Origin of the sequence: Candidatus Poriferisocius sp. (assembly GCF_965208355.1) — a bacterium.
Taxonomy (GTDB): Bacteria; Actinomycetota; Acidimicrobiia; order Acidimicrobiales; family Bin134; genus Poriferisocius.
In genome coordinates, this window is sequence record NZ_CBDBOM010000003.1 from 2,449,875 (window position 1) to 2,469,055 (window position 19,181).

Here is a 19,181-nt window from a genome sequence, read left to right on the forward strand (position 1 = left end):
GTCTAGGTCTTGTTTGAGTTCTTTCATATAGCCAACGGGGGAGCATTTCGGTCATTTGCCCAAGGCCACAGCTTGGATTCAGGGTTGGAATCGGTAGCGGATGGGGCAGCGGTCGACGTGGTTGACCATGACCCGGGGCAGCCAGTGGGGTTCGGCGGTGAGCTCGAGGTCGCGGGCGTGGCGGGCAATGACGGCGGCGGTCTCTTGGAGCTCGGCCCGGGCCAGGGCCTGGCCCAGACAAAAGTGCGGTCCCATGCTGAATGTGAATGACCAGATCGTCGGGTCGCGGGTGATGTCGAACCGGTCGGGATCGGAAAAGCGGGTCGGGTCGCGGTTGGGACCGCCGATGATGATGCTGAGCGGCTCCCCTACCTCGAATTGAAGCCCCGCGGCCTCTGCATCGGCGTTCGCCTTGTTGCCGCTGGCGTAGAACGCCGGACGGTAGCGGAGGACTTCCTCCACGGCACCTCGTTTGAGCCCTTCGGGGTCTTGGCGCAGCAATTCCAGTTGATCGGGGTGGCGGGCGAACTCGAGGAACGTGCTGGTCATCATGCTGGAGGTGGTCTCAATCGCACCGCCGAAGATGTTGGTGAACAATACGATCAACTCGTCGTGGCTCAGCCGGTGGCCGTCTTCCTCGGCGGCGATTAATCGGGTGAGGAGGTCATCGCGGGGCTTCGAGCGCCGGCTCTCCACCAACCCGCCGACGAACTCCATCAGCGCCCCAAACGTGGCATTGGCCCGGTCCCGTATCTCCTGGGTCACGTTGGGGCCGAAAGCCTCAGCTCCCGCTCCCGCCATCTGCTGGCCGATGGTGGCGGCCTCGTCCATCTCGATGTCCAAAAACGAGACGACGGACATGAACGGGATCGCAGTGATCTCCTTTCTGACGTCGAACTCGCCTGCCTCGGCATGCCGTTCGAGCAGCGACCGCACGTGCTCCCGGGTCACCGGGCGGACCTTCTCCACTGATCTGGGAGTCAGGGCCCGGCTGGCCAGGCTCCGAATCCGCCGGTGGTCTGCGCCGTTGAGGGCCCCGATGGAGTGCCGACGCCACTCATAGAGGGGATCGCCGGGCTTGAAACCCCGCTTCTCGATGTACTCGAGACCCTCGTTCTCGAACTCCGGGCGCTTCTTTATCTCCTCGGCATCCGACCAGCGCAGGATCGCCTTCATGCCCTCGGGGGTTACTGCCGTGCGGTGGCGATCCCGGAGCTCAGCAATTATCGGGTAGGGATCAGCCCAATAAGCGTCCTCATCAAGAGGGATGACCGGTGGCACGACTGCTGATATCGCTTTCCTCTTGGTACTACCTCAGACGCCAGTATGACTTGAGGATAACCTCATGTATAGAGCGGGGCTGAAGTACTTCTTGGCCATTTGTCCCAAGGGGGTTGAAGGATGAGCAATACCAAAGTGACCCGTGGCATTACCGACAATGGGCGGTACATCGTCGTGAGCGCTGACTCCCATGGTGGTGCGAGCCTCAGCGGGTATCGTCCATACCTCCCCTCGTCCCTGCACGAGGAATTTGATGCGTGGGCATCGCAGCACGCGCCCGAAGGCGACCGCACTGACTCAAACAACTGGGACCACGACCGGCGGCGAAACGAGCAATTCGGTCAAGGCGTGGTAGCCGGCATCATCTTCCCCAACACCGACCCGCCCTTTTCGCTCAATGTGTTCGAACGGGGCCATGATCGCCACAGCATCGAGCTCCATTGGGAAGGCCTCAAGGCTCACAACCGCTGGATGGCCGACCATTGCTCCACCGAACCGCTCCGGCTGCGCGGGGTAATGCAGACGAGTCCGTACCTGCCCGAGGAGTCGGCGGACGAGATCCGCTCGGCGGCCGAAAACGGGCTGATGACCGGCGGCGTGCTGGTACGGGTCTGTCCCCCTGATGGAGCCTTTCCCCAGCTCTACGAAGAGCATTGGGAACCGGTGTGGGCTGCCGCAGCCAACGCGGGAATTCCGATACAGACCCACGGGGGAAACGAGCCGGTGTATGCACCCGGGCCCGGCAAGGTGGCAGTTCAGCTGGCCGAGATCGCATATTGGACGAGACGGGGGCTCATCCAGTTCCTGTACGGCGGCATGCTCGACCGCTACCGCGACCTGACCGTAGTGCTCACCGAACAGGCGGTGGGGTGGATCAAGATCGAACTGCCCCAGCTCGAGTGGTATGCGAAGCATGTGCGGCTCAAGCATGACGCTGCTGGTGCCGACCATCTCGAGAGGACCCCGACGCAGACCTTTGGGGATCAGATTCTCTTCGGCGCCAGCTTTCCCAGCGCCGGAGAGATCAATTCACTGCGGGAAAACGCAGCCAACCACATCATGTGGGGACACGACTATCCGCACAGAGAGGGCACATACCCCTACACCACCGAAGCGCTGCGGGTCGCGTTTGCCGGACGCGACCCCGCCGACGTGGCCCGGATGGTGTCGACCAACGCGGCCGATCTCTTCGGTTTCGATCTCGATGCACTGGCGCCGCTGGCCGCGGAGTTTGGTCCCGAGGTTGACCAAGTCGCCCGCCCCATTGCGATCGAGGAATATCCGGCCGATAGCTATTCCCCGGCATTCACCAGGGGAGAGGCGGAAATGGTGGGCAACGCCTGATCGCTCTCGCATTCGGCGAAAACATGTCCAGAGGCCATGCCACGGTGTAGGAAACGAGGATGAGCACGCGCCCCAACGTTGTATGGGTGTCGTTTGAGGATTGCTCGCCGAGATTCGGCTGCTACGGCGATCCGGTGGCCCGCACCCCGAATCTCGACCGGCTGGCGGCCGAGGGCGGCCTGTGGACCAAGGCATTCACCACTGCGCCGGTGTGCGCGCCATCGCGCAGCGCGGTGATCACCGGCATGCACCCGGTGACGCTGGGGACCCATCACATGCGCACCAACGTCGGTCCGCATCACGGCGGCAAGGGCATCCCCCGCTATGAGGCGGTGATTCCCCATTATGTGCGCTGCTTCACGGAGTACTTGCGGGCAGCCGGCTACTTCTGCACCAACCGCAACAAGACCGACTACCAGTTCATCCCGCCCATCACCGCCTGGGACTTGCCGGGCGGCCACTGGCGAGACCGGCCCGACCCCGACCAGCCGTTTTTCTCGGTGTTCAACCTGGACGACACCCATGAGACCCGGGGATGGCCGGGGTTCTTCGACGACAACGACATCGACGTGGACCGCATCGAGGTGCCTCCCTATTTCCCCGACACCCCCAAGGTGCGGGAGTCGCTGGCCCGGGTGTACGCCGCCATCGAGCACTGCGACGGGCTGCTGGGCGACCTACTCGAAGAGCTTGAAGAGGACGGATTGACCGACTCCACCGCGGTGTTCGTGTGGACCGACCACGGCCCTCTGCCTCGGGGCAAGCGGTGGCCCTATGACAGCGGCATCCACAGCCCGCTCATCGTCCGCTGGCCGGGAATGATCGAGCCGGGGACGGTCAGCGACGATCTGGTCAGCACCATGGACCTGGGGCCGACCGTGCTGTCGATCTGCGGCGTGGAGGTTCCCCGCCACCTGCACGGTCACCCGTTCCTCGGTCCCGAAGCCCACGGCGGGCGCGACTACGTGTTCGTTTCCCGCGACCGCTACGACGAGATGTACGACATGGTGCGGGCCAGCCGGGATCAGCGGTTCAAGTACATCCGCCACTACGACCCGGCCAAGCCCTACATGACGTGGAACTCGTTTCGGAACAACCACCCGATCATGCAGGAGATGTGGCGGCTCTACGCCGCCGGTGGACTTGAAGGCCCTCCGGCGCGGGCCATGGCCGACAGGCGACCGGCCGAAGAGCTGTACGACACCGAGGCCGACCCCCACGAGATCGAGAACCTGGCCGGCAACCCGGCCTACCGCGAGGTGCTGGAGCGCCACCGGACTGCGCTCGAGCACTGGCAGCGCGACGTGGGCGACTTGGGGATGGTGCCCGAAGACATGATGGTGGCCCAGATGTGGCCGGGAGGCGTTCAGCCCGTCACCGATGCCCCCAAGTTCATCGTGTTGGGAGCAGAGCACCACGGCACCGAGGCCAGCCCCGAAGGCGGGACATTCAAGGGCCCTGTAGTCCTCCAGATGCAATGCAGCACTCAAGGGGCGTCCATCGGCTACACCTTCGAAGGCGAACCTCTGCCCGACCCACCCGCCGATCTTGACGCCCAGTTTTCTGCCGTGCTGGGCCACAACCCCCAAGGCGGCGAGCCCCCGCGCCGCCTGTTGTACCACGAGCCGCTGCGGCTTCCCGTCGGCGAAACCCACATCCGGGCCTTCGCCCACCGCATCGGCTATCAGCGAAGTGCCGAGTCGGTGGCCACGTTCCTAGTCGAATAGTTGACCCATACTGGAGAGGCCATGCGAATCCTCTATATCGACATCGACACCCTTCGGGCCGACCACTTGGGGTGCGCGGGATACCACCGCAACACCACCCCGAACATCGACGCGCTGGCCGCTGAGGGAGTGCGGTTTTCCAACGTGTATGCGTCCGATGTGCCCTGTCTGCCCAGCCGCACCGCCCTGATCACCGGCATGTTCGGTATTCGCAATGGGGTGGCCAACCACGGTGGCATGGCCGCCGATCTGAGGCCCCAGGGGGCGGAGCGCAGCTTCTTTTCCACGATCGCCGCCAGTTCCTGGGCTTCGCGCTTCTACTGGTCGGGCTATCACACCGCCTCGATATCCAGCTTCCCCTTCCGCCACTCGGCCACCTGGTGGAACAGTGGATTCATGGAGTCGATGAACCTTATGCGGGGCTTCGGCGGCGAGCGGGCCGACCAGGTGCTGCCTGGCGCGTTGCGCTGGCTCAACGACAACGCCGAAACCGAAGACTGGTTCCTCCATGTCCACCTGTGGGATCCCCATACCCCCTACAACGCCCCCGAAGACTATGGGAACCCATTCGAGGGCGATCCCCCGCCGGCCTGGCACACCGAAGAGGTGCGGGCTCGCAATTGGCCGCTGGCCGGACCGCATTCGGCCCAGGAACCCTGGGGGTTCAAGCCCGACGAGTGGGGTCCTCCCCCGCCCCGCCACCCGTGGAACCTGTCGAACATGGACGAGGTTAAACAGACCTTCGACGGCTACGACACCGGCATCCGCTACGCCGACGACGCGGTGGGGACGCTGGTCAGCCAACTGGCCGACCACGGCGTGCTGGACGAGACCGCCATCTTGATCTCCTCCGACCACGGCGAGGCGTTCGGCGAGCTGGGCGTGTACGCCGATCACCAAGCCGCCGACGAGGCCACCTGCCACATCCCCTCGGTGCTGCGCTGGCCGGGAATCGAGCCCCAAGTCCACGAGGGGCTGCTCTACCACCTGGACGTGGGCGCCACCATCGTCGATCTGGCCGACATCGACATTCCCTTCCACTGGGACGGCATGTCGGTGGCCGAAGATATTCGGACCGGCGACCACGGCGGTCGGGAGTCCCTGGTGCTGTCCCAGGGGGCGTGGTCGGTGCAGCGGGGCGTCCGCTGGGGCGACCATCTCTACCTGCGGACCTGGCACGACGGCTACCACGCGGCCTGGAACGAGGAGATGCTGTTCGACATCGCCTCCGACCCCCACGAGAACGACGACCTGGCCGATCAAGCCCCATCGGTGCTGGCCGAAGGCCGGGACATGCTCCAATCGTGGACCGACGACCAGATGACCCGCAGTTACTCCCCAGTCGATCCCCTCAAGATCGTGCTGGCCGAGGGCGGCCCCTTCCACTGCAAGGGACACCTGCCCGAATACCTGGAGCGCCTCGAAGCGACCGGCCGATCCGAGGCCGCCGCCGTTCTTCGCCAGCGCCATCCGGTTGACGACGCATCCACCGGACTGTCGGGAATCCCAAAAGACGTGCTTGAGAGCCTCGGAGTCGACGCTTGATGCAGGTTCTGCCCGGCCGAACCATCACTGGGATGTCGGCCATCCTCCTGCCCCATCTCGACTCGACCACGGTGGACTGGGCCTCACTCGACGCTCACATCGCCCGCACCCACGAGGCCGGACTGACCCCGGCGGTGAACATGGACACCGGCTACGTCCAGCTGCTCGATGCCGACACTCGTACGCAGGTGCTTGACCGGGCCGAGGCCATCACCGGAGGCGACTTCGTAGCCGGAGCGTTCGTGGCCGACGAACTGGGGGCGACATTCGACCTCGACGCCTACCTCCGGGCCGCCGACGAGATCACTTCCCGAGGCGGCCTGCCGGTGGTGTTCCCATCGCACGGTTTGAACGACCACGGCGATGCCGCCTGGCTCGACGCCCACGGCCAGCTGGCCGGCCAACTCGAGCGATTCATCGGGTTCGAACTCGGCCCCATGTTCGTGCCCTACGGCCGCATCGTGTCGCTGGACACCTACCGGGGGCTGCTGGAAATTCCCCAGTGCGTCGGGGCCAAGCACTCCTCGCTGAATCGACAACTGGAGTGGGACCGGTTGGCGCTGCGCGATGAGGTGCGCCCGGATTTCATGGTGCTAACCGGCAACGACCTGGCCATCGACATGGTGATGTACGGCTCTGACTATCTGCTGGGCCTCTCGACGTTCGCCCCCGACAAATTTGCCGAACGAGACCGCCTGTGGGCTAAGGATGACCCCGGCTTCTACCCGCTAAACGACGTTCTCCAGTACCTGGGGCACTTCACGTTTCGCCCGCCAGTACCGGCCTACCGCCACAGCGCGGCCATGTTCTTGCAGATGCGGGGCTGGGCCGAAAGCGATGCTGTTCCCGGCGGGGCACCCATGCGCCCCGACAGCGACCGGGAGATCTTGCGCGACATCGGCGAGCAGCTTCAGGTGATCTAGTGGTCCGAATAAAGCAGGTGAAGAACCTGGCCAGCGTGGATGCCCTGCGCGCCCATCTCGAAGACCTCGGCGTGGAGATACCAATGGACGAAAGGGTGGACCCCGCCGGCTCGCTGGCCCAGCCGCTGGCGATCACCGACGGGTCGGCTGGCACCATGACCGCACCCAACCGCTGGGCCGTGCTGCCCATGGAGGGGTGGGACGGGGAAGACGACGGTCGGCCGTCCGATCTGGTCCGCCGCCGCTGGGACCGGTTCGCGGCCAGCGAGGCCGGGCTGGTGTGGGGTGAGGCCACTGCTGTGCGACCCGATGGCCGGGCCAACCCCCGTCAGCTGGTGCTGGACGAGACCACCGTGGAGGAGTTCGCCGTGCTGCGAGCCCGGCTCGATCCCTCGCAGCTCACTGGGCTTCAGCTCACCCACTCGGGCCGCTATGCCCGGCCTACCACCGAGGGACCGGCCCCCAAGACGGTGTATGAGCATCCGCTGCTGGACGCCCGGGTGGAGTCGGGTGCGGCCGAAGTGCTCACCGACCAGGAGCTCGACGAGCTGGTCGAGCAATTCATCGACCGGGCGGTACTTGCCCACCAAGCCGGATTCAATTTCGTGGACATCAAGGCCTGTCATGGCTACCTGGGCCACGAGTTCTTGTCGGCATTCGACCGGCCCGGCCCCTACGGCGGCGATTTAGAGAGCCGCACACGATTTCTGCGATCAATTATCACCGGGATTCGCCAGCAAGCCCCCGACTTGGGGGTGGCTGTTCGTCTTTCGCTGTTCGACTTCGTTCCCCACACCATCGGAGAAGGCGGCGTGGGGGTTCCCGAGGCCTTCGGCCCCTACCAACTGGCTTTCGGGAGCGACGGATCGGGGGTGGGCACAGATCTCACTGAAACCCACCGGGTTCTGGACATGCTGGACAGCCTCGGCGTCGGGCTGGTGTGCGCCACCGCCGGCAGTCCGTACTACGTACCCCACATCCAGCGGCCCGCCTATTTCCCGCCCTCCGACGGCTACCAGCCGCCCGAGGATCCCCTGGTCGGTGTGGCCCGGCTGATCGCGGCCACCGCCGAGATTGCCCGCCAGCATCCCAAAATGACCGTGGTGGCCGCCGGCCTGTCCTACCTCCAGGAGTGGCTGCCCAACGTCGGCCAAGCTCTTGTCGACCAGGGAATGGCCGATGCCGTCGGTTTGGGCCGAATGATCCTGTCGTACCCGCACATGCCGGCCGACGTGATGGCCGGCCGAGAACTCGACCGACGTCTCATCTGCCGCACGTTCTCCGACTGCACCACCGCCCCTCGCAGCGGCCTGATCTCGGGGTGCTACCCGCTGGACGACTTCTACAACCAGCGAGAAGAGCGCATCCAACTCGCGGCATTCAAGAAAGCGGCTAAGGCCCGGCTGCGCTGAAGTCTCGCCCGCTATCCCTCAAGAGGAGGACGAAGCGCCCCGAGACAGAAGGCCCAAAGCGGGTCGAATCGGGCGTGAGTTGCACCCACTCGACCGAGCGCGAAGAGATGGGAGGCCAGCGAGACGTCGAAAAAGAGTTCCGACAGATCCTCCACCTCGATGTCCGATCGGATCGACTCGTCGGCCACCCCATCGGCGATGATGCCGGCGATGAGCTGCCGCAAGGGATCCCAGGCCAGGCGCAGGCCTTCGGGCCTGTTGGCCGCCAATTGGTTGTGGAGTGCAGCCATGTCTCGGACGATCTTGGCTGGCGGCGCATCCTCTCCTCTCACGAAGTCCCAAAAGGTTCGGACACAGATTTCAAGTCTGTCCAGCGGAGGGGCGCCGGCATGAACGGCAGCAGGAATGTGCTCGACAAGCTGGGTGATCAGTTCCTCGAATAGAGCCAGAACGAGGTCGTCCTTGGACGAAAAGAGCTGGTAGAAGCGCCGCAGCGAGCCTCCCGAGCGCTGCACCACGTCTTGCACCGTGAACTCAACCGACCCCTCCTCTTCAAGCAGGGCCAACGCGGCGTGGACGAATTCGCCGCTGCGAGCCAATGCTTGTACTCGAGCGCTGTCCAACGACCGCTCAAGCATGCGCTGCTCCCAGGAGCTGAGGTCCGACAGGTCGCTACTGGCGTTCTCAACTGTGGTTTCGCTGTTCTCAACAGTGGTTTCTAAGTTCTCAGTGTCGATATTTGGGTTTTCAGACATGGCTCTCTTGTTCTCGTTGTTGATATTTTAGTTCTCGCGTGTAAGAATGGCATTCTCACCAAGGAGAAGTAGGTTATGTCTCCCTCAACACTAGCGACAGCGATCGACCTGACCGACATGGACATGTTCGCAGTACGGGAGCCCTACGAGCTGTACGACGAACTGCGAATCCACTCCCCCATCTGGCGCCATCCCGAAACCCCCCACAATGACGAGCCCTTCTGGCTGGTCACCTCTCACGATCTCATCACCAAAGCCCATCGGATGGGCCCGGTGCTTTCCCATCAGACCGGTCCGGGCCGCAACGGCACCGGTGGCATCACCATCCCTGACGTCGAGACGGGCCCCGGAATCATGATGATCATGACCGATCCGCCCGATCACACTCGGTACCGAAAGCTGGTCAGCAGGGGGTTCACCCCTCGGATGGTGCGCAAGCTGGAGGTCTGGCTCCGCACCCGCAGCCACCTCATCATCGACTCGCTCGACGGTCGCACCGAGGGCGACTTCGTGATCGATCTCGCCTCCGAGCTTCCGCTGATGGTCATCGCCGAGATCGTGGGCGTCCCCCAAGAAGACCGCCAACGACTGTTCGAATGGACCAACTCGGCCATCGGGCGCCACGACCCCGAGTTCCAGGACCACGACGACCCTTACGCGCCGATAAACGCGCCGATGGACGCCTTCAACATGACCATGTACGCCCACGAGCTCGTTGAGGAGAAGCGCCGCTGTCCCCGCGACGACCTGATGACCAAGCTGGCCCATGCCAAAGTGACTATGGGCGACGGGACGGTAACCGAGCTCAATGACCTGGAGCTCTCGCTGTTCTTCACACTCCTCGTGGTTGCCGGCAACGAGACCACCCGCAATGCCATCACCCACGGCCTACTCGCCTTCCAGGAGTTTCCCGACCAATGGGAATTGCTCCGCCGCCATCCCGAGCTGATGTCCAGCGCAGTGGAAGAAATACTGCGATACAGCTCTCCTGTCCGGTACTTCCGCCGTACCGCAACCCAAGACCTGGAGCTGGGCGGTGCGCACATTGCCGCCGGAGAGAAGGTGGCCCTGTGGTACACCGCGGGCAACCGCGACCCCGAGGTATTCGACAACCCCCACCGCTTCGACATCACCCGCACGCCCAACCCCCACATCGCCTTCGGGGGAGGAGGGGCCCACTATTGCCTCGGCGCCAACCTGGCCAAGCTGGAGTTGGAGGTCTTCTTCGAAGCACTGATCAACCGCCTGCCTGAAATCGAGGTGGTCGGAACTCCAGTGCGGCTACGAGACTTGCAGGTCCACGGAATCAAACACCTGCCGGTGCGCTACGGCCCAGTGGCCGACGCCGCCGCGGCCTAGGGCGATTTGGTGGCCGACGTCGCCGCGACATAGAGCGGCATAGCCTTCGCCGCTTCCTGCCCCCGATACTGTTGGGGCTGAACTCAGGAGCGAAAGCAGGCGAGCAGTGCCCGATGTCCGAGTAGAACAGCGCGACCACGTCGCCATCGTCACCCTCGACCGCCCCCCGGTTAATGCGGCCAACGACGACACATTCGTCGAGATCCGCGAAGTCTTCGCCGCTTTTGGCGATGACCGAGATGTACGGGTGGCCATATTCACCGGTGCCGGAGAAAGGGCGTTCTGCGCCGGTGTCGATTTGAGCCCGCCCAACAGCGCACCGCGCTCTGAGCGCCACCCCCGGGAGCTGATCGACGCCGGGTACCTGGCCCGAGAATCCATGTGGGCCATCATCGATTGCACCGTCCCGGTGATCGGAGCCATCAACGGCTACGCACTGGGGGTCGGCCTGGCCTATGCCGCCTGCTGCGACATGCTGGTGGCCTCCGAGAACGCCACGTTCGGAACCCCTGAGATCAATGTAGGCCTGCTGGGGGCCAGCGCCCACCTCTCCTTGATGATGGGCCGCCACAAGGCCAGGGAGATGTTCCTCACCGGCGAACAGGTCTCCGCACAAGAGATGTACCGCATCGGCGCCGTCCGAGAGGTGACTGCGCCCGACAAGCTCATGGACACCGCGCTGGAGCTGGCCTGCGAGCTGGCCACCAAGAGCCCAATTGCGATGCGGCTGGCCAAGGAGTCGATGAACCGAATCGAGCATCTGCCGCTGCGAGAGGGGTACCGCACCGAGCAGGACTACACCACCCGCCTGATGCGCTTCGACGACTCCCGTGAGGCCCGCCGCGCCTTTCGAGAGAAACGCGATCCCGAGTACAAGTGGGAGTGAAAGAGAAAGGCGCGATCCCGACTACAAGTGGGAGTGACGGCTAGAAGAGCTTGGCGTTGTCCCAGTTGAGCATCTTGCCTACCGGGGTCAGCTCGATGGTGGCGTTGAGGTTCTTCTCGTAGTAGTCCCGGGTCTGCTCGGGCATCACGTTGTGGGCTGTCCGGTACGGCGCATACTTCTCATCGAGGGCCTGGTTGATCCGGCTAGCCAGCTCCTCGGAGGGCTCGATCACCCGGCCAACGCACTCCACATGTACGGCCCGCAGCTCAGCCCAGCGATCCCCGGCCTCCACCAAGAAGGAGCACCGCTGGTCGTTGCGGACCCGCACCACCTTCTTGCCTCGGGTGACCATATAGATCTTCTGGTCCAGCACCACATACCAAACGGGAAGGGAGATCGGCTGGCCATTGGCCCGTAGCGTGGTGAAGACGCCATTCACCGAGGTCTCCAGCATTTCCCAGCACTCCTCGGGCGACATCCGCACCGTGGGCTTCTTTTCAGCCACCTATCAGCTCTCTCAGCTCACGGCGGAGGATTTTCCCCGAGGCCGACTTGGGAATGGCATCGGTGAACCGCACTTCACCGAGATGCTTGTAAGTGGCCACATGGTCGGCCACGTAAGCCTTCACTGCCTGCTCATCGAGCCCGGAATCCGGGCTGGCAACCACAAAGGCCAAGGGCATCTCCCCACTCTCATCGTCGGGGCGGCCCACCACCGCGGCATCGGTGATCTGCGGGTGCTCCACCAGCAGCGCCTCCAACTCGGCAGGGGCCACCTGGAAGCCCTTGACCTTGATGAGCTCCTTCAGCCGGTCGACGATGTAGACGTGGCCGTCGCCGTCGATCCGGGCGATGTCACCGGTGTGGAGCCAGCCGTCCTCGTCGACGGTCTCGGCGGTGGCCTCCGGGTTGTTGAGATACCCCTTCATCACCTGGGGGCCGCGAATCCACAGCTCGCCCTCCAGGTCGATGGGCAGGTCCTCCCCAGAGTCGGAGTCCACGATCCTGATCTCGGTGTTGGCCACTGTCAGGCCCACCGACCCCGGCTTGGAGTTTCCGGGCGGAGTGGCGTGGGAAATCGGGCTGAGCTCGGTCATGCCGTAGCCCTGCACCACCTCGCAGCCGATGCGGGCCGATGCCTCAGCCGCCACTTCAGCCCCCAGCGGGGCCGCCCCCGACAGCACCTGGCGCAGTGACGACAAGTCGAAATCACCCACCGCGGGATGTTTGGCCAGCGCCAGCACGATGGGAGGCACGGCGAAGAACCGGGTCACCTGGTGGCGCTCGATCAACGACAGCGCCTGGGCCAGATCGAAGCGGGGCATGGTCACCAGCGTTGCCCCATGGTGAAGCTGGTCGTTCATGAGCACCTGCATCCCGTAAATGTGGAAAAACGGCAGCACGGCAAGCACTACATCACTGGCCTGGGACGCCACCGTCGAGGCGCCCTGTTCGATGTTGTTCACCAGGTTGGCGTGGGTGAGCATCACCCCTTTGGGCAGACCCGTGGTGCCCGACGAGTAGGGCAGCACCACTACTTCGTTGTGGGGATCCACCTCCACCTGAGCGATCGGCTCGCCCATAAACGACCGCATGGCAATGCCCGCCGACGGGCTGTCGGAATCGATCACCACCACGTCGCCCTCCACCCCGGCCTGGCCCATGGCCTCCCGGGTCTGAGCAGCAAACATGTCGGCGGCGAACACCAGCGTCGCATTCGAATCGGTGAGCTGGTAGGCGATCTCCTCGGCACCGTAAGTGGGGTTGACCGTGGTGACCGCGCCCCCTGCCACTGCCACCGCGTGGAACACCACCGGATACCACGGCGAGTTGGGCGCGACCAGCGCGGCCACGTCGCCCCGCTGAAATCCGCGGGCGGCCAGCCCCCCGGCCAGGGAATACACCGCATGGGCAAGCTCCCTGAACGAAAGCGACCACTCCCCCGGCCCGTCGATCACCGCTGGCTGATCGGCCAGCTCCCCGGCCCGCTCCAGCACGAACCCGGTGACCGGCTGCGAACTCAGCGGCTCATCGGGCAAAAGGCTGGGATGAACGATCATTCAGAGCTTGCTGCCGGGGTAATTCCGTGGAACGGACTGCCGGCGGCCTGATACTCCTCGAGGAGCTTGAAAAACTCCTCGCCAAAGGGGCTCTCACCCCGAAGCGGCATTGCGGCGCGGACAACGGTGAAGTCCAGTGGCGCCAACTGCGCGGCGGCATCGAAGTGGCGGGCTGCGCCATCCTCGTCGCCGGCGCGCCGCAGGTGAGCGGCGAGACGGAAGTGCAGTCGAGCGGCGATCTCATTGTCGTCGAGGTCGGCAATCTCGTTGCTGGCGTCGTCAGGAACGACACCATCGTGAACCCAAGCGCGGATTTGGTTGAAATGGCCCTCGCAGGAGCGGCCGGTGAACTCGCTGAACATATCGGTACCGAATTCGCTGGCGTTGGGACGGGCGATGCGACTGTGCTCGTCGATCCATACCACCGCGGGCACGTTGCTGATGGCGTACAACTCGGTGAGAAGGTGATCAGGGTCCATCAGCACCGGATAGGTGATGCCATCGGCCAGTACCCGCACTTCGTCTATGGCCTCGTCAATGGCCACCGCAATCACCTGGAAACCGTCATCGGCCATCTCGTCTTGCAATTCCTGCCACCCGGGCAGGTCGAAGGCGCATCCTCACCAACTGGAAAAGGCAACCAGGAGCCGCTTCTTGCCGGCGTAGTCCGACAGGCTCCGATTCACGCCGTCGAGATCGGCGAGAGTGAAGTCGGGCGCTTGGCGATCTTGGAGGGCGGCCCGGCGAGTGGCGTTGGGCTGGCCCAGCACCACGATGCTGGCGTCGGGATCAACCACGGTGGGCTGGTCCACCGCATTGGCCACCGCGGCCAGATCGAGCTTGTTGCCGACTCTGAACGCCGAACCGTCTCCCACCAGCACGCACTGATCGTCGCGGCACAGACCTTCGGGCTTGAGCGTCCAGCCGACTGCGGCGGAAAGAGCATCCGGCTCAACCAGCGGACGCCCATCCGCCCACTCTCCGACAGTGGTGGCAACCTCATCGCCGAGGACGGTGATCGTTGTCATGGCTCTAGCTCCTTTACTGGACGGGATCAGTCGGAATCGGCTCGCCGACCGGCAAATAGGTCCTTACCTCGGGGAAATACTCGTAGCGGCGCACCAAAGAGCCGGCCGAGTGCTTGTCGGGCGACAGGCTGGCCCCGATCATGGCGGGCAGGTCGAAGGTGCCGAGCCCCTCAGCGGCGGCCTTGAACGTCTCCGGAGTGATATTGCCGCCGGCTGCTTCCAAGATCTTCACGGTAAGGGCGAAGACTCGGCAGTGGTTGACCACACCGTTGACTATGTCGTCGTTGGCGAGATCGAGGGGCTCGTCGGGGACCCGCTCTTCGAATACGGCGAGGCACTCCTGCACCCCGGGATCGGCCAGCGCTTCCTCACTGGTCGGCTTGTTGGTGGTGACGGCAAAAGTGCGGGCCATGTACTCGTCTTCAATTCCTTGATCGTCGGCGATGGTCAGGCGGTCGGCAGCCTGTCCATTGGTGTGGGCAATGCGCACCTCCCAGCCAATTCGCTGCGCCGACTGGATGATGCCGTACACGTTGGAGAGGTTGAGGATCAGATCTACACCGTCGGCCTCCATGCGCGTGGAGATGTTGTCGGTGTTCTGCTCGTTCTGAACGGTGTCAGTGGTGGGCGAACCCGGGGAATAGACACCGACGATGTCAATGCCGGCCTCCTCCAACAGGGGCTGCACAGCATCGGCATACTCCTTGTCGGGGGGTGCCTCGTAATAGATGCCCACGCGGTATCCGTCGAGATCGCCGGCTCGGATCATTTCGGTGGTCCCACCGACCCGCTGGCGAGTTTGCTTCATCTCGGTAGCGAAGAACAGGCCGTTGGACCGCTCTTGGCGCTCGGTGTTCTCGCCGAAGTGGCCCACATAGGGGTGCCCGTGAAGTTCGGTAATGCACAGGGCGTTGTCCTCGAGGAACTGACCGATCACCACGAATACCTTCTGGTCCTCCATCAACTCGGTACACACCCGCTCGCTGTCGGCGGTCCCAATGGGAAGGAAGGAAACCACATGGACGACGACATTGCGGCCGTGGATGCCGCCCTGATCATTCAGGTCGGCGGAGAGGGCGGCATAGAGGTCTTGCACCGGGAAGATGCCTATGTCGATGCCGAACATCTCATTGATCTGCACCGGGTCGATGGCAGCCACGCCGATGGCGATCTCGCTTTCGGTTACGCCTTGATAGCTGGCGATGAGCTCTACCGGCGTGGGGGCGGGCGTCGGCTCCGCCGGGGTTTCGGCAGGCTCGTCGGCCGGCTCGTCGGCCGGCTGTTCGCTGGGCTCCTCAGCAGGCTCGTCGGCAGCCTCCTCCGCGGGCGCCTCCCCGGACTCCACCTCTGGCGCCTCAGCGGGTGTCTCTTCCGGTGCAGCCGTCTGCTCTTGGGCCGCGGCCGGCTCTGCGGTTTCAGCACCGCCGTCATCGTCATTGCCGCCGCAGGCCGCGGCCACCAACGCCAAAACGGCGAGCAGCCACCACCATCTATTAGCGGTCCTGGACCCCCTCATGATGCCGGGCATGTTCAATCTCCAAGGTTGTGGTCGGATAGGTGAAGGTGCGTCATTTGAGCCCCAGCCGAGCGTATTGCTCATCGGGGGCGTCCACCTCGTTGAGCGCGGTGTGGAGCAGATCGATCATCTCAGCGGCGGATGACTCGCTGCTGCGGTTCTCCTGCTCGCTCGGGTCGACGTCGAGGTCGAACAGGAAGTGGCGGTCGTTGCTGGCACTCACCGTTACCCATAGCGGCAGCGTGTCGCCGGGCTCATAGGGTTGGCGGATCACCGGAACTTCCGAGCCCGGCATCTTGTCAAGCCAGGCCCGGTGGTCGGGCGGAGGCAGGCCGGGCATGCCGATGTCGCCAAACGGCATGGTGGACCAGCGATTTGACCACATTGACAGCGGGAAGTTGTCCTCGGTGGCCCCTCGGGCGTACTTGTGCTGGCCGTCGGTGACCTGGACCCAGCCGCCGAACACCCCGCCCAGCGCCCACTCCCGGATGGAGTCGGCTTCGCCCCTCAGCAGCGGAGCCATTGAGCGGCCGTGGGTGGTTTGCACCACCTCGGCGTCGAAGATATCGGCGACGGTGGCAAAGATGTCCACGTTGGTGGTCAGCGCCTCGCAGGTCCCCCCGCCGGGCGTGCCCGGCCACGAGATCAACAGCGGCGTGTGGCCCAGAGGCTCGTATTGGGGCACCCCGGGCTTGCCCCAGATGTCGCGCCCCTCCCGCACGTCGCCCAGGTAGTGGCCATGGTCGGTGCACACGATCAGCGCAGTGTCGTCCCACAGGCCCTGCTCGTCGAACCGGTCCAGTATCTGCCCGAACCAGTGGTCGATCATCGACAGCTTGGCCCCGTAGTTGGCCCGCACGTGGCGACCCTCCTTCTCCGAGAGATTCCCGGATGCGATACCACCGTCGACATAGGGAGGCCAGATGATCCACTCCTCGTCCCACGCCTCGTCGAAATATCGGCCGGCCCATGGCGCCGGCGTGTCGAACGGCTCATGGGGATCGAATTCGTCCACGAACATGAACCACTGGTCGTGGTGTGGGGTGGCCTCGGCCAAGAATTGTGCCGCCGCGCTCATGGTCTTGGGCCCGGGATAGTCCTCCTCCGAGCGGAAGAACGTGCGGGACCGGTCATAGCCCCGGTCGATTTCCTCAAGGCCCCACATCTTCGACCACCACCAGCCGCCCTTTCGGGCCGGCATGGTCGGCGTGCCGGCCCAAGAGGGGTCATAGAAGGTGCGCCACGGGTCGCCCTCGTGACCCCGCAAATAATCCCAGCAGTGGAAATCGGTGTGGTAGTTCTCCCCTCCGGTCTCAAACAGATGGGGATGGTCGGTAAACAGCGCGGTGGTCACCCCACCGTGGCGCAGCACTCGAGTGATGGGCTCCTCCCACAGCTCGATCGAACCCCACGGCTTCCACAAGAAGTCGAGCGCCCCGCACAAAATGTCGTGGCGGGCCGGCATGCACGGCAGCGACCCCGTCACATGGCGGGTGAACCGGGTGGCCTGCTCAGCGGCGAATCGGTCGAGGTTCGGCGTCTCGAACTCGGTGCCGCCGTAGCTCCCCAACATGTGCCGATTCAGCGAGTCCAGCAGGATGACGGCGACATTCGACGGTGTGCTCATATTCCCCCTTGGTTCAGCCCTGGCAATTGCGCAGGCTCCCAAAGCTACTCTGCATGAGTCGTTGCCAACAGGTTGCTTGGCGCCGTGTCACGGCAAGCCATCCAACCACCGCAATTCGAAGCCAGCTACGACAAGCCCAGTCGGGTGAATTGGTCGTCAGGGGCATCCAACTTGCTGAGAGCGGTGTGGAGCAGATCCACCAGATCCCCGGCGCCCGACTCGCCGCTGCGGTTCTCCTGCTCATAGGGGTCGATGTCGAGGTCAAACAGGAAGTGGCGATCGTTGCAGTTGTTGACCGTCACCCATAGCGGGAGCGTGTCGCCCGGCTGGTAAGGCTGGCGGATCACCGGCACCTCTGATCCGGGCATCTTGTCCAACCAGGCCCGGTGGTCGGGGACCGGAAGGCCGGGAAAGCCCATTTCCCCGAATGGCACGGTGGACCACCGATTGGACCACATCGAAATGGGGAAATTCTCGCCAGCCGCTCCACGGGCGTACTTGTGCTGGCCGTCGGTCACTTGGACCCAGCCTCCGTAAACGCCGCCCAAAGCCCATTCCCGGATGGAGTCAGCCTCACCGGTTAGCAGCGGAACCATTGAGCAACCGTGAGTGGTCTGCATCACCTCGGCATCGAAGACGTCGGCGACAGTGGCAAAGATGTCCACGTTGGTGGTCAGCGCCTCGCACACCTCCCCGCCAGGCTTGCCGGGCCAAGAAACAAGCAGCGGCGTATGGCCCATCGGCTCATACTGGGGCACCCCGGGCTTGCCCCAAATGTCGCGTCCCTCCCGTTCCTCGCCCAGATAGTGGCCGTGATCGGTGCACACGATCAGCGCAGTGTTGTCCCACAGCCCTTGCTCGTCGAACCGGTCCAGAATCTGCCCGAACCAGTGATCGATCATCGACAGCTTAGCCCCATAATTGGCCCGCACGTGGCGGCCTTCCCGCTCTGAGAGGGCTCCTTCGGAGATGGCGCCGTCGGCATAGGGCGGCCAGATAAGCCATTCCTCGTCCCAGGCCTCGTCGAAATATCGGCCGGCCCACGGCACAGGGGTGTCGAATGGCTCATGGGGATCGAACTCGTCCACGAATAAGAACCACCGATCATGATGTGGAGTGGCTTCGGCCAAGAAACGGGCTGCCGCACTCATCGTCATCGGCCCGGGGTAGTCCTCCTCAGTCCGAAAGAACGTGCGAGCCCGGTCGTAGCCCCGGTCCAATTCCTCGATCCCCCACGCCTTCGTCCACCACCAGCCGCCCTTCTTTGCCGGCATGGCCGGAGCCCCGACCCAGGAGGGGTCGTAATAGGTACGCCACGGGTCGGTGGTATGGCCACGGAGATAGTCCCAGCAATGGAAGTCGGTGTGGTAGTTCTCCCCTCCGGTTTCAAACAGGTGGGGATGATCGGTCACCAGGGCGGTGGTTACGCCTTGGTGGCGGAGCACCCGGGTGATGGGCTCCTCCCACAGCTCAATCGAACCCCACGGCTTCCACAAGAAGTCCAGCGCCCCGCACAAGATGTCATGGCGGGCCGGCATGCACGGCAGCGACCCCGTCACGTGCCGAGTGAACCGAGTGGCCCGCTTTGAGGCGAACCGATCGAAATTCGGCGTCTCGAACTCGGTGCCCCCGTAACACCCCAGCATGTGCCGATTCAGCGAGTCCAACAAGACAACTGCGACATTCAATGGTGCGCTCATGCCACTCCTTGCCCGGCT

The 19,181-nt window shown here is 64.2% G+C and carries 15 protein-coding genes; 7 read left to right on the top strand and 8 right to left on the bottom strand.

The window, feature by feature from the left end; genetic code table 11:
- Nucleotides 1-78 precede the first annotated feature (78 nt).
- Nucleotides 79-1,281, bottom strand: a complete 1,203-nt coding sequence (locus ACOGXH_RS12755; RefSeq protein WP_419929468.1) for a cytochrome P450 — start codon at nt 1,279-1,281, stop codon at nt 79-81.
- A gap of 120 nt (nt 1,282-1,401) precedes the next feature.
- On the opposite strand from ACOGXH_RS12755, the gene ACOGXH_RS12760 reads away from it, so the two are divergent.
- Genes ACOGXH_RS12760 through ACOGXH_RS12780 form a run of 5 tightly spaced genes read left to right on the top strand, consistent with a single transcriptional unit; the run spans nt 1,402 to nt 8,232 of the window.
- On the top strand, nt 1,402-2,625 hold the full coding sequence (locus ACOGXH_RS12760; protein WP_419929469.1) for an amidohydrolase family protein: 1,224 nt from the start codon (nt 1,402-1,404) through the stop codon (nt 2,623-2,625).
- A gap of 59 nt (nt 2,626-2,684) precedes the next feature.
- A complete protein-coding gene (locus ACOGXH_RS12765) occupies nt 2,685-4,352 on the top strand; it encodes a sulfatase-like hydrolase/transferase (protein ID WP_419929470.1) in 1,668 nt (555 codons plus the stop codon).
- Nucleotides 4,353-4,373: 21 nt separating this feature from the next.
- Nucleotides 4,374-5,897 carry a sulfatase gene (locus tag ACOGXH_RS12770; RefSeq protein WP_419929471.1) on the top strand — a complete coding sequence of 508 codons (1,524 nt, stop codon included), beginning with the start codon at nt 4,374-4,376 and terminating at the stop codon, nt 5,895-5,897.
- On the top strand, nt 5,897-6,820 hold the full coding sequence (locus ACOGXH_RS12775; protein WP_419929472.1) for a dihydrodipicolinate synthase family protein: 924 nt from the start codon (nt 5,897-5,899) through the stop codon (nt 6,818-6,820). Before ACOGXH_RS12770 ends, ACOGXH_RS12775 begins: the two co-directional genes overlap by 1 nt.
- A complete protein-coding gene (locus ACOGXH_RS12780; protein WP_419929473.1) occupies nt 6,820-8,232 on the top strand; it encodes an NADH:flavin oxidoreductase in 1,413 nt (470 codons plus the stop codon). The genes ACOGXH_RS12775 and ACOGXH_RS12780 overlap by 1 nt, the downstream gene beginning before the upstream one ends.
- 11 nt (nt 8,233-8,243) lie before the next feature.
- Here the strand turns inward: ACOGXH_RS12780 and ACOGXH_RS12785 are convergent, their stop codons facing one another.
- On the bottom strand, nt 8,244-8,987 hold the full coding sequence (locus tag ACOGXH_RS12785; RefSeq protein ID WP_419929474.1) for a TetR/AcrR family transcriptional regulator: 744 nt from the start codon (nt 8,985-8,987) through the stop codon (nt 8,244-8,246).
- A 75-nt stretch (nt 8,988-9,062) separates the two neighbouring features.
- Here ACOGXH_RS12785 and ACOGXH_RS12790 point away from each other — a divergent pair, with 75 nt between their 5' ends.
- Entirely contained in the window at nt 9,063-10,346 is a 1,284-nt protein-coding gene (locus ACOGXH_RS12790) for a cytochrome P450 (protein ID WP_419929475.1), read from the top strand.
- A gap of 106 nt (nt 10,347-10,452) precedes the next feature.
- A complete protein-coding gene (locus ACOGXH_RS12795; protein WP_419929476.1) occupies nt 10,453-11,232 on the top strand; it encodes an enoyl-CoA hydratase-related protein in 780 nt (259 codons plus the stop codon).
- Between the two features lie 40 nt (nt 11,233-11,272).
- On the opposite strand, the gene ACOGXH_RS12800 is transcribed toward ACOGXH_RS12795, so the two are convergent.
- The 6 genes from ACOGXH_RS12800 to ACOGXH_RS12825 form a co-directional block, all read right to left on the bottom strand.
- Nucleotides 11,273-11,737: a pyridoxamine 5'-phosphate oxidase family protein gene (locus ACOGXH_RS12800; protein WP_419929477.1), complete on the bottom strand. Its 465-nt coding sequence runs from the start codon at nt 11,735-11,737 to the stop codon at nt 11,273-11,275.
- Complete coding sequence (locus ACOGXH_RS12805) at nt 11,730-13,292, bottom strand: 4-coumarate--CoA ligase family protein (RefSeq protein WP_419929478.1); 1,563 nt, start codon at nt 13,290-13,292, stop codon at nt 11,730-11,732. Before ACOGXH_RS12805 ends, ACOGXH_RS12800 begins: the two co-directional genes overlap by 8 nt.
- A complete protein-coding gene (locus tag ACOGXH_RS12810) occupies nt 13,289-14,320 on the bottom strand; it encodes a peroxiredoxin family protein (protein ID WP_419929479.1) in 1,032 nt (343 codons plus the stop codon). Before ACOGXH_RS12810 ends, ACOGXH_RS12805 begins: the two co-directional genes overlap by 4 nt.
- A gap of 13 nt (nt 14,321-14,333) precedes the next feature.
- Entirely contained in the window at nt 14,334-15,836 is a 1,503-nt protein-coding gene (locus ACOGXH_RS12815) for an ABC transporter substrate-binding protein (protein WP_419929480.1), read from the bottom strand.
- A 52-nt stretch (nt 15,837-15,888) separates the two neighbouring features.
- Nucleotides 15,889-17,463: a sulfatase gene (locus ACOGXH_RS12820; RefSeq protein WP_419929481.1), complete on the bottom strand. Its 1,575-nt coding sequence runs from the start codon at nt 17,461-17,463 to the stop codon at nt 15,889-15,891.
- A 125-nt stretch (nt 17,464-17,588) separates the two neighbouring features.
- On the bottom strand, nt 17,589-19,163 hold the full coding sequence (locus ACOGXH_RS12825; protein ID WP_419929482.1) for a sulfatase: 1,575 nt from the start codon (nt 19,161-19,163) through the stop codon (nt 17,589-17,591).
- Nucleotides 19,164-19,181: the final 18 nt, after the last annotated feature.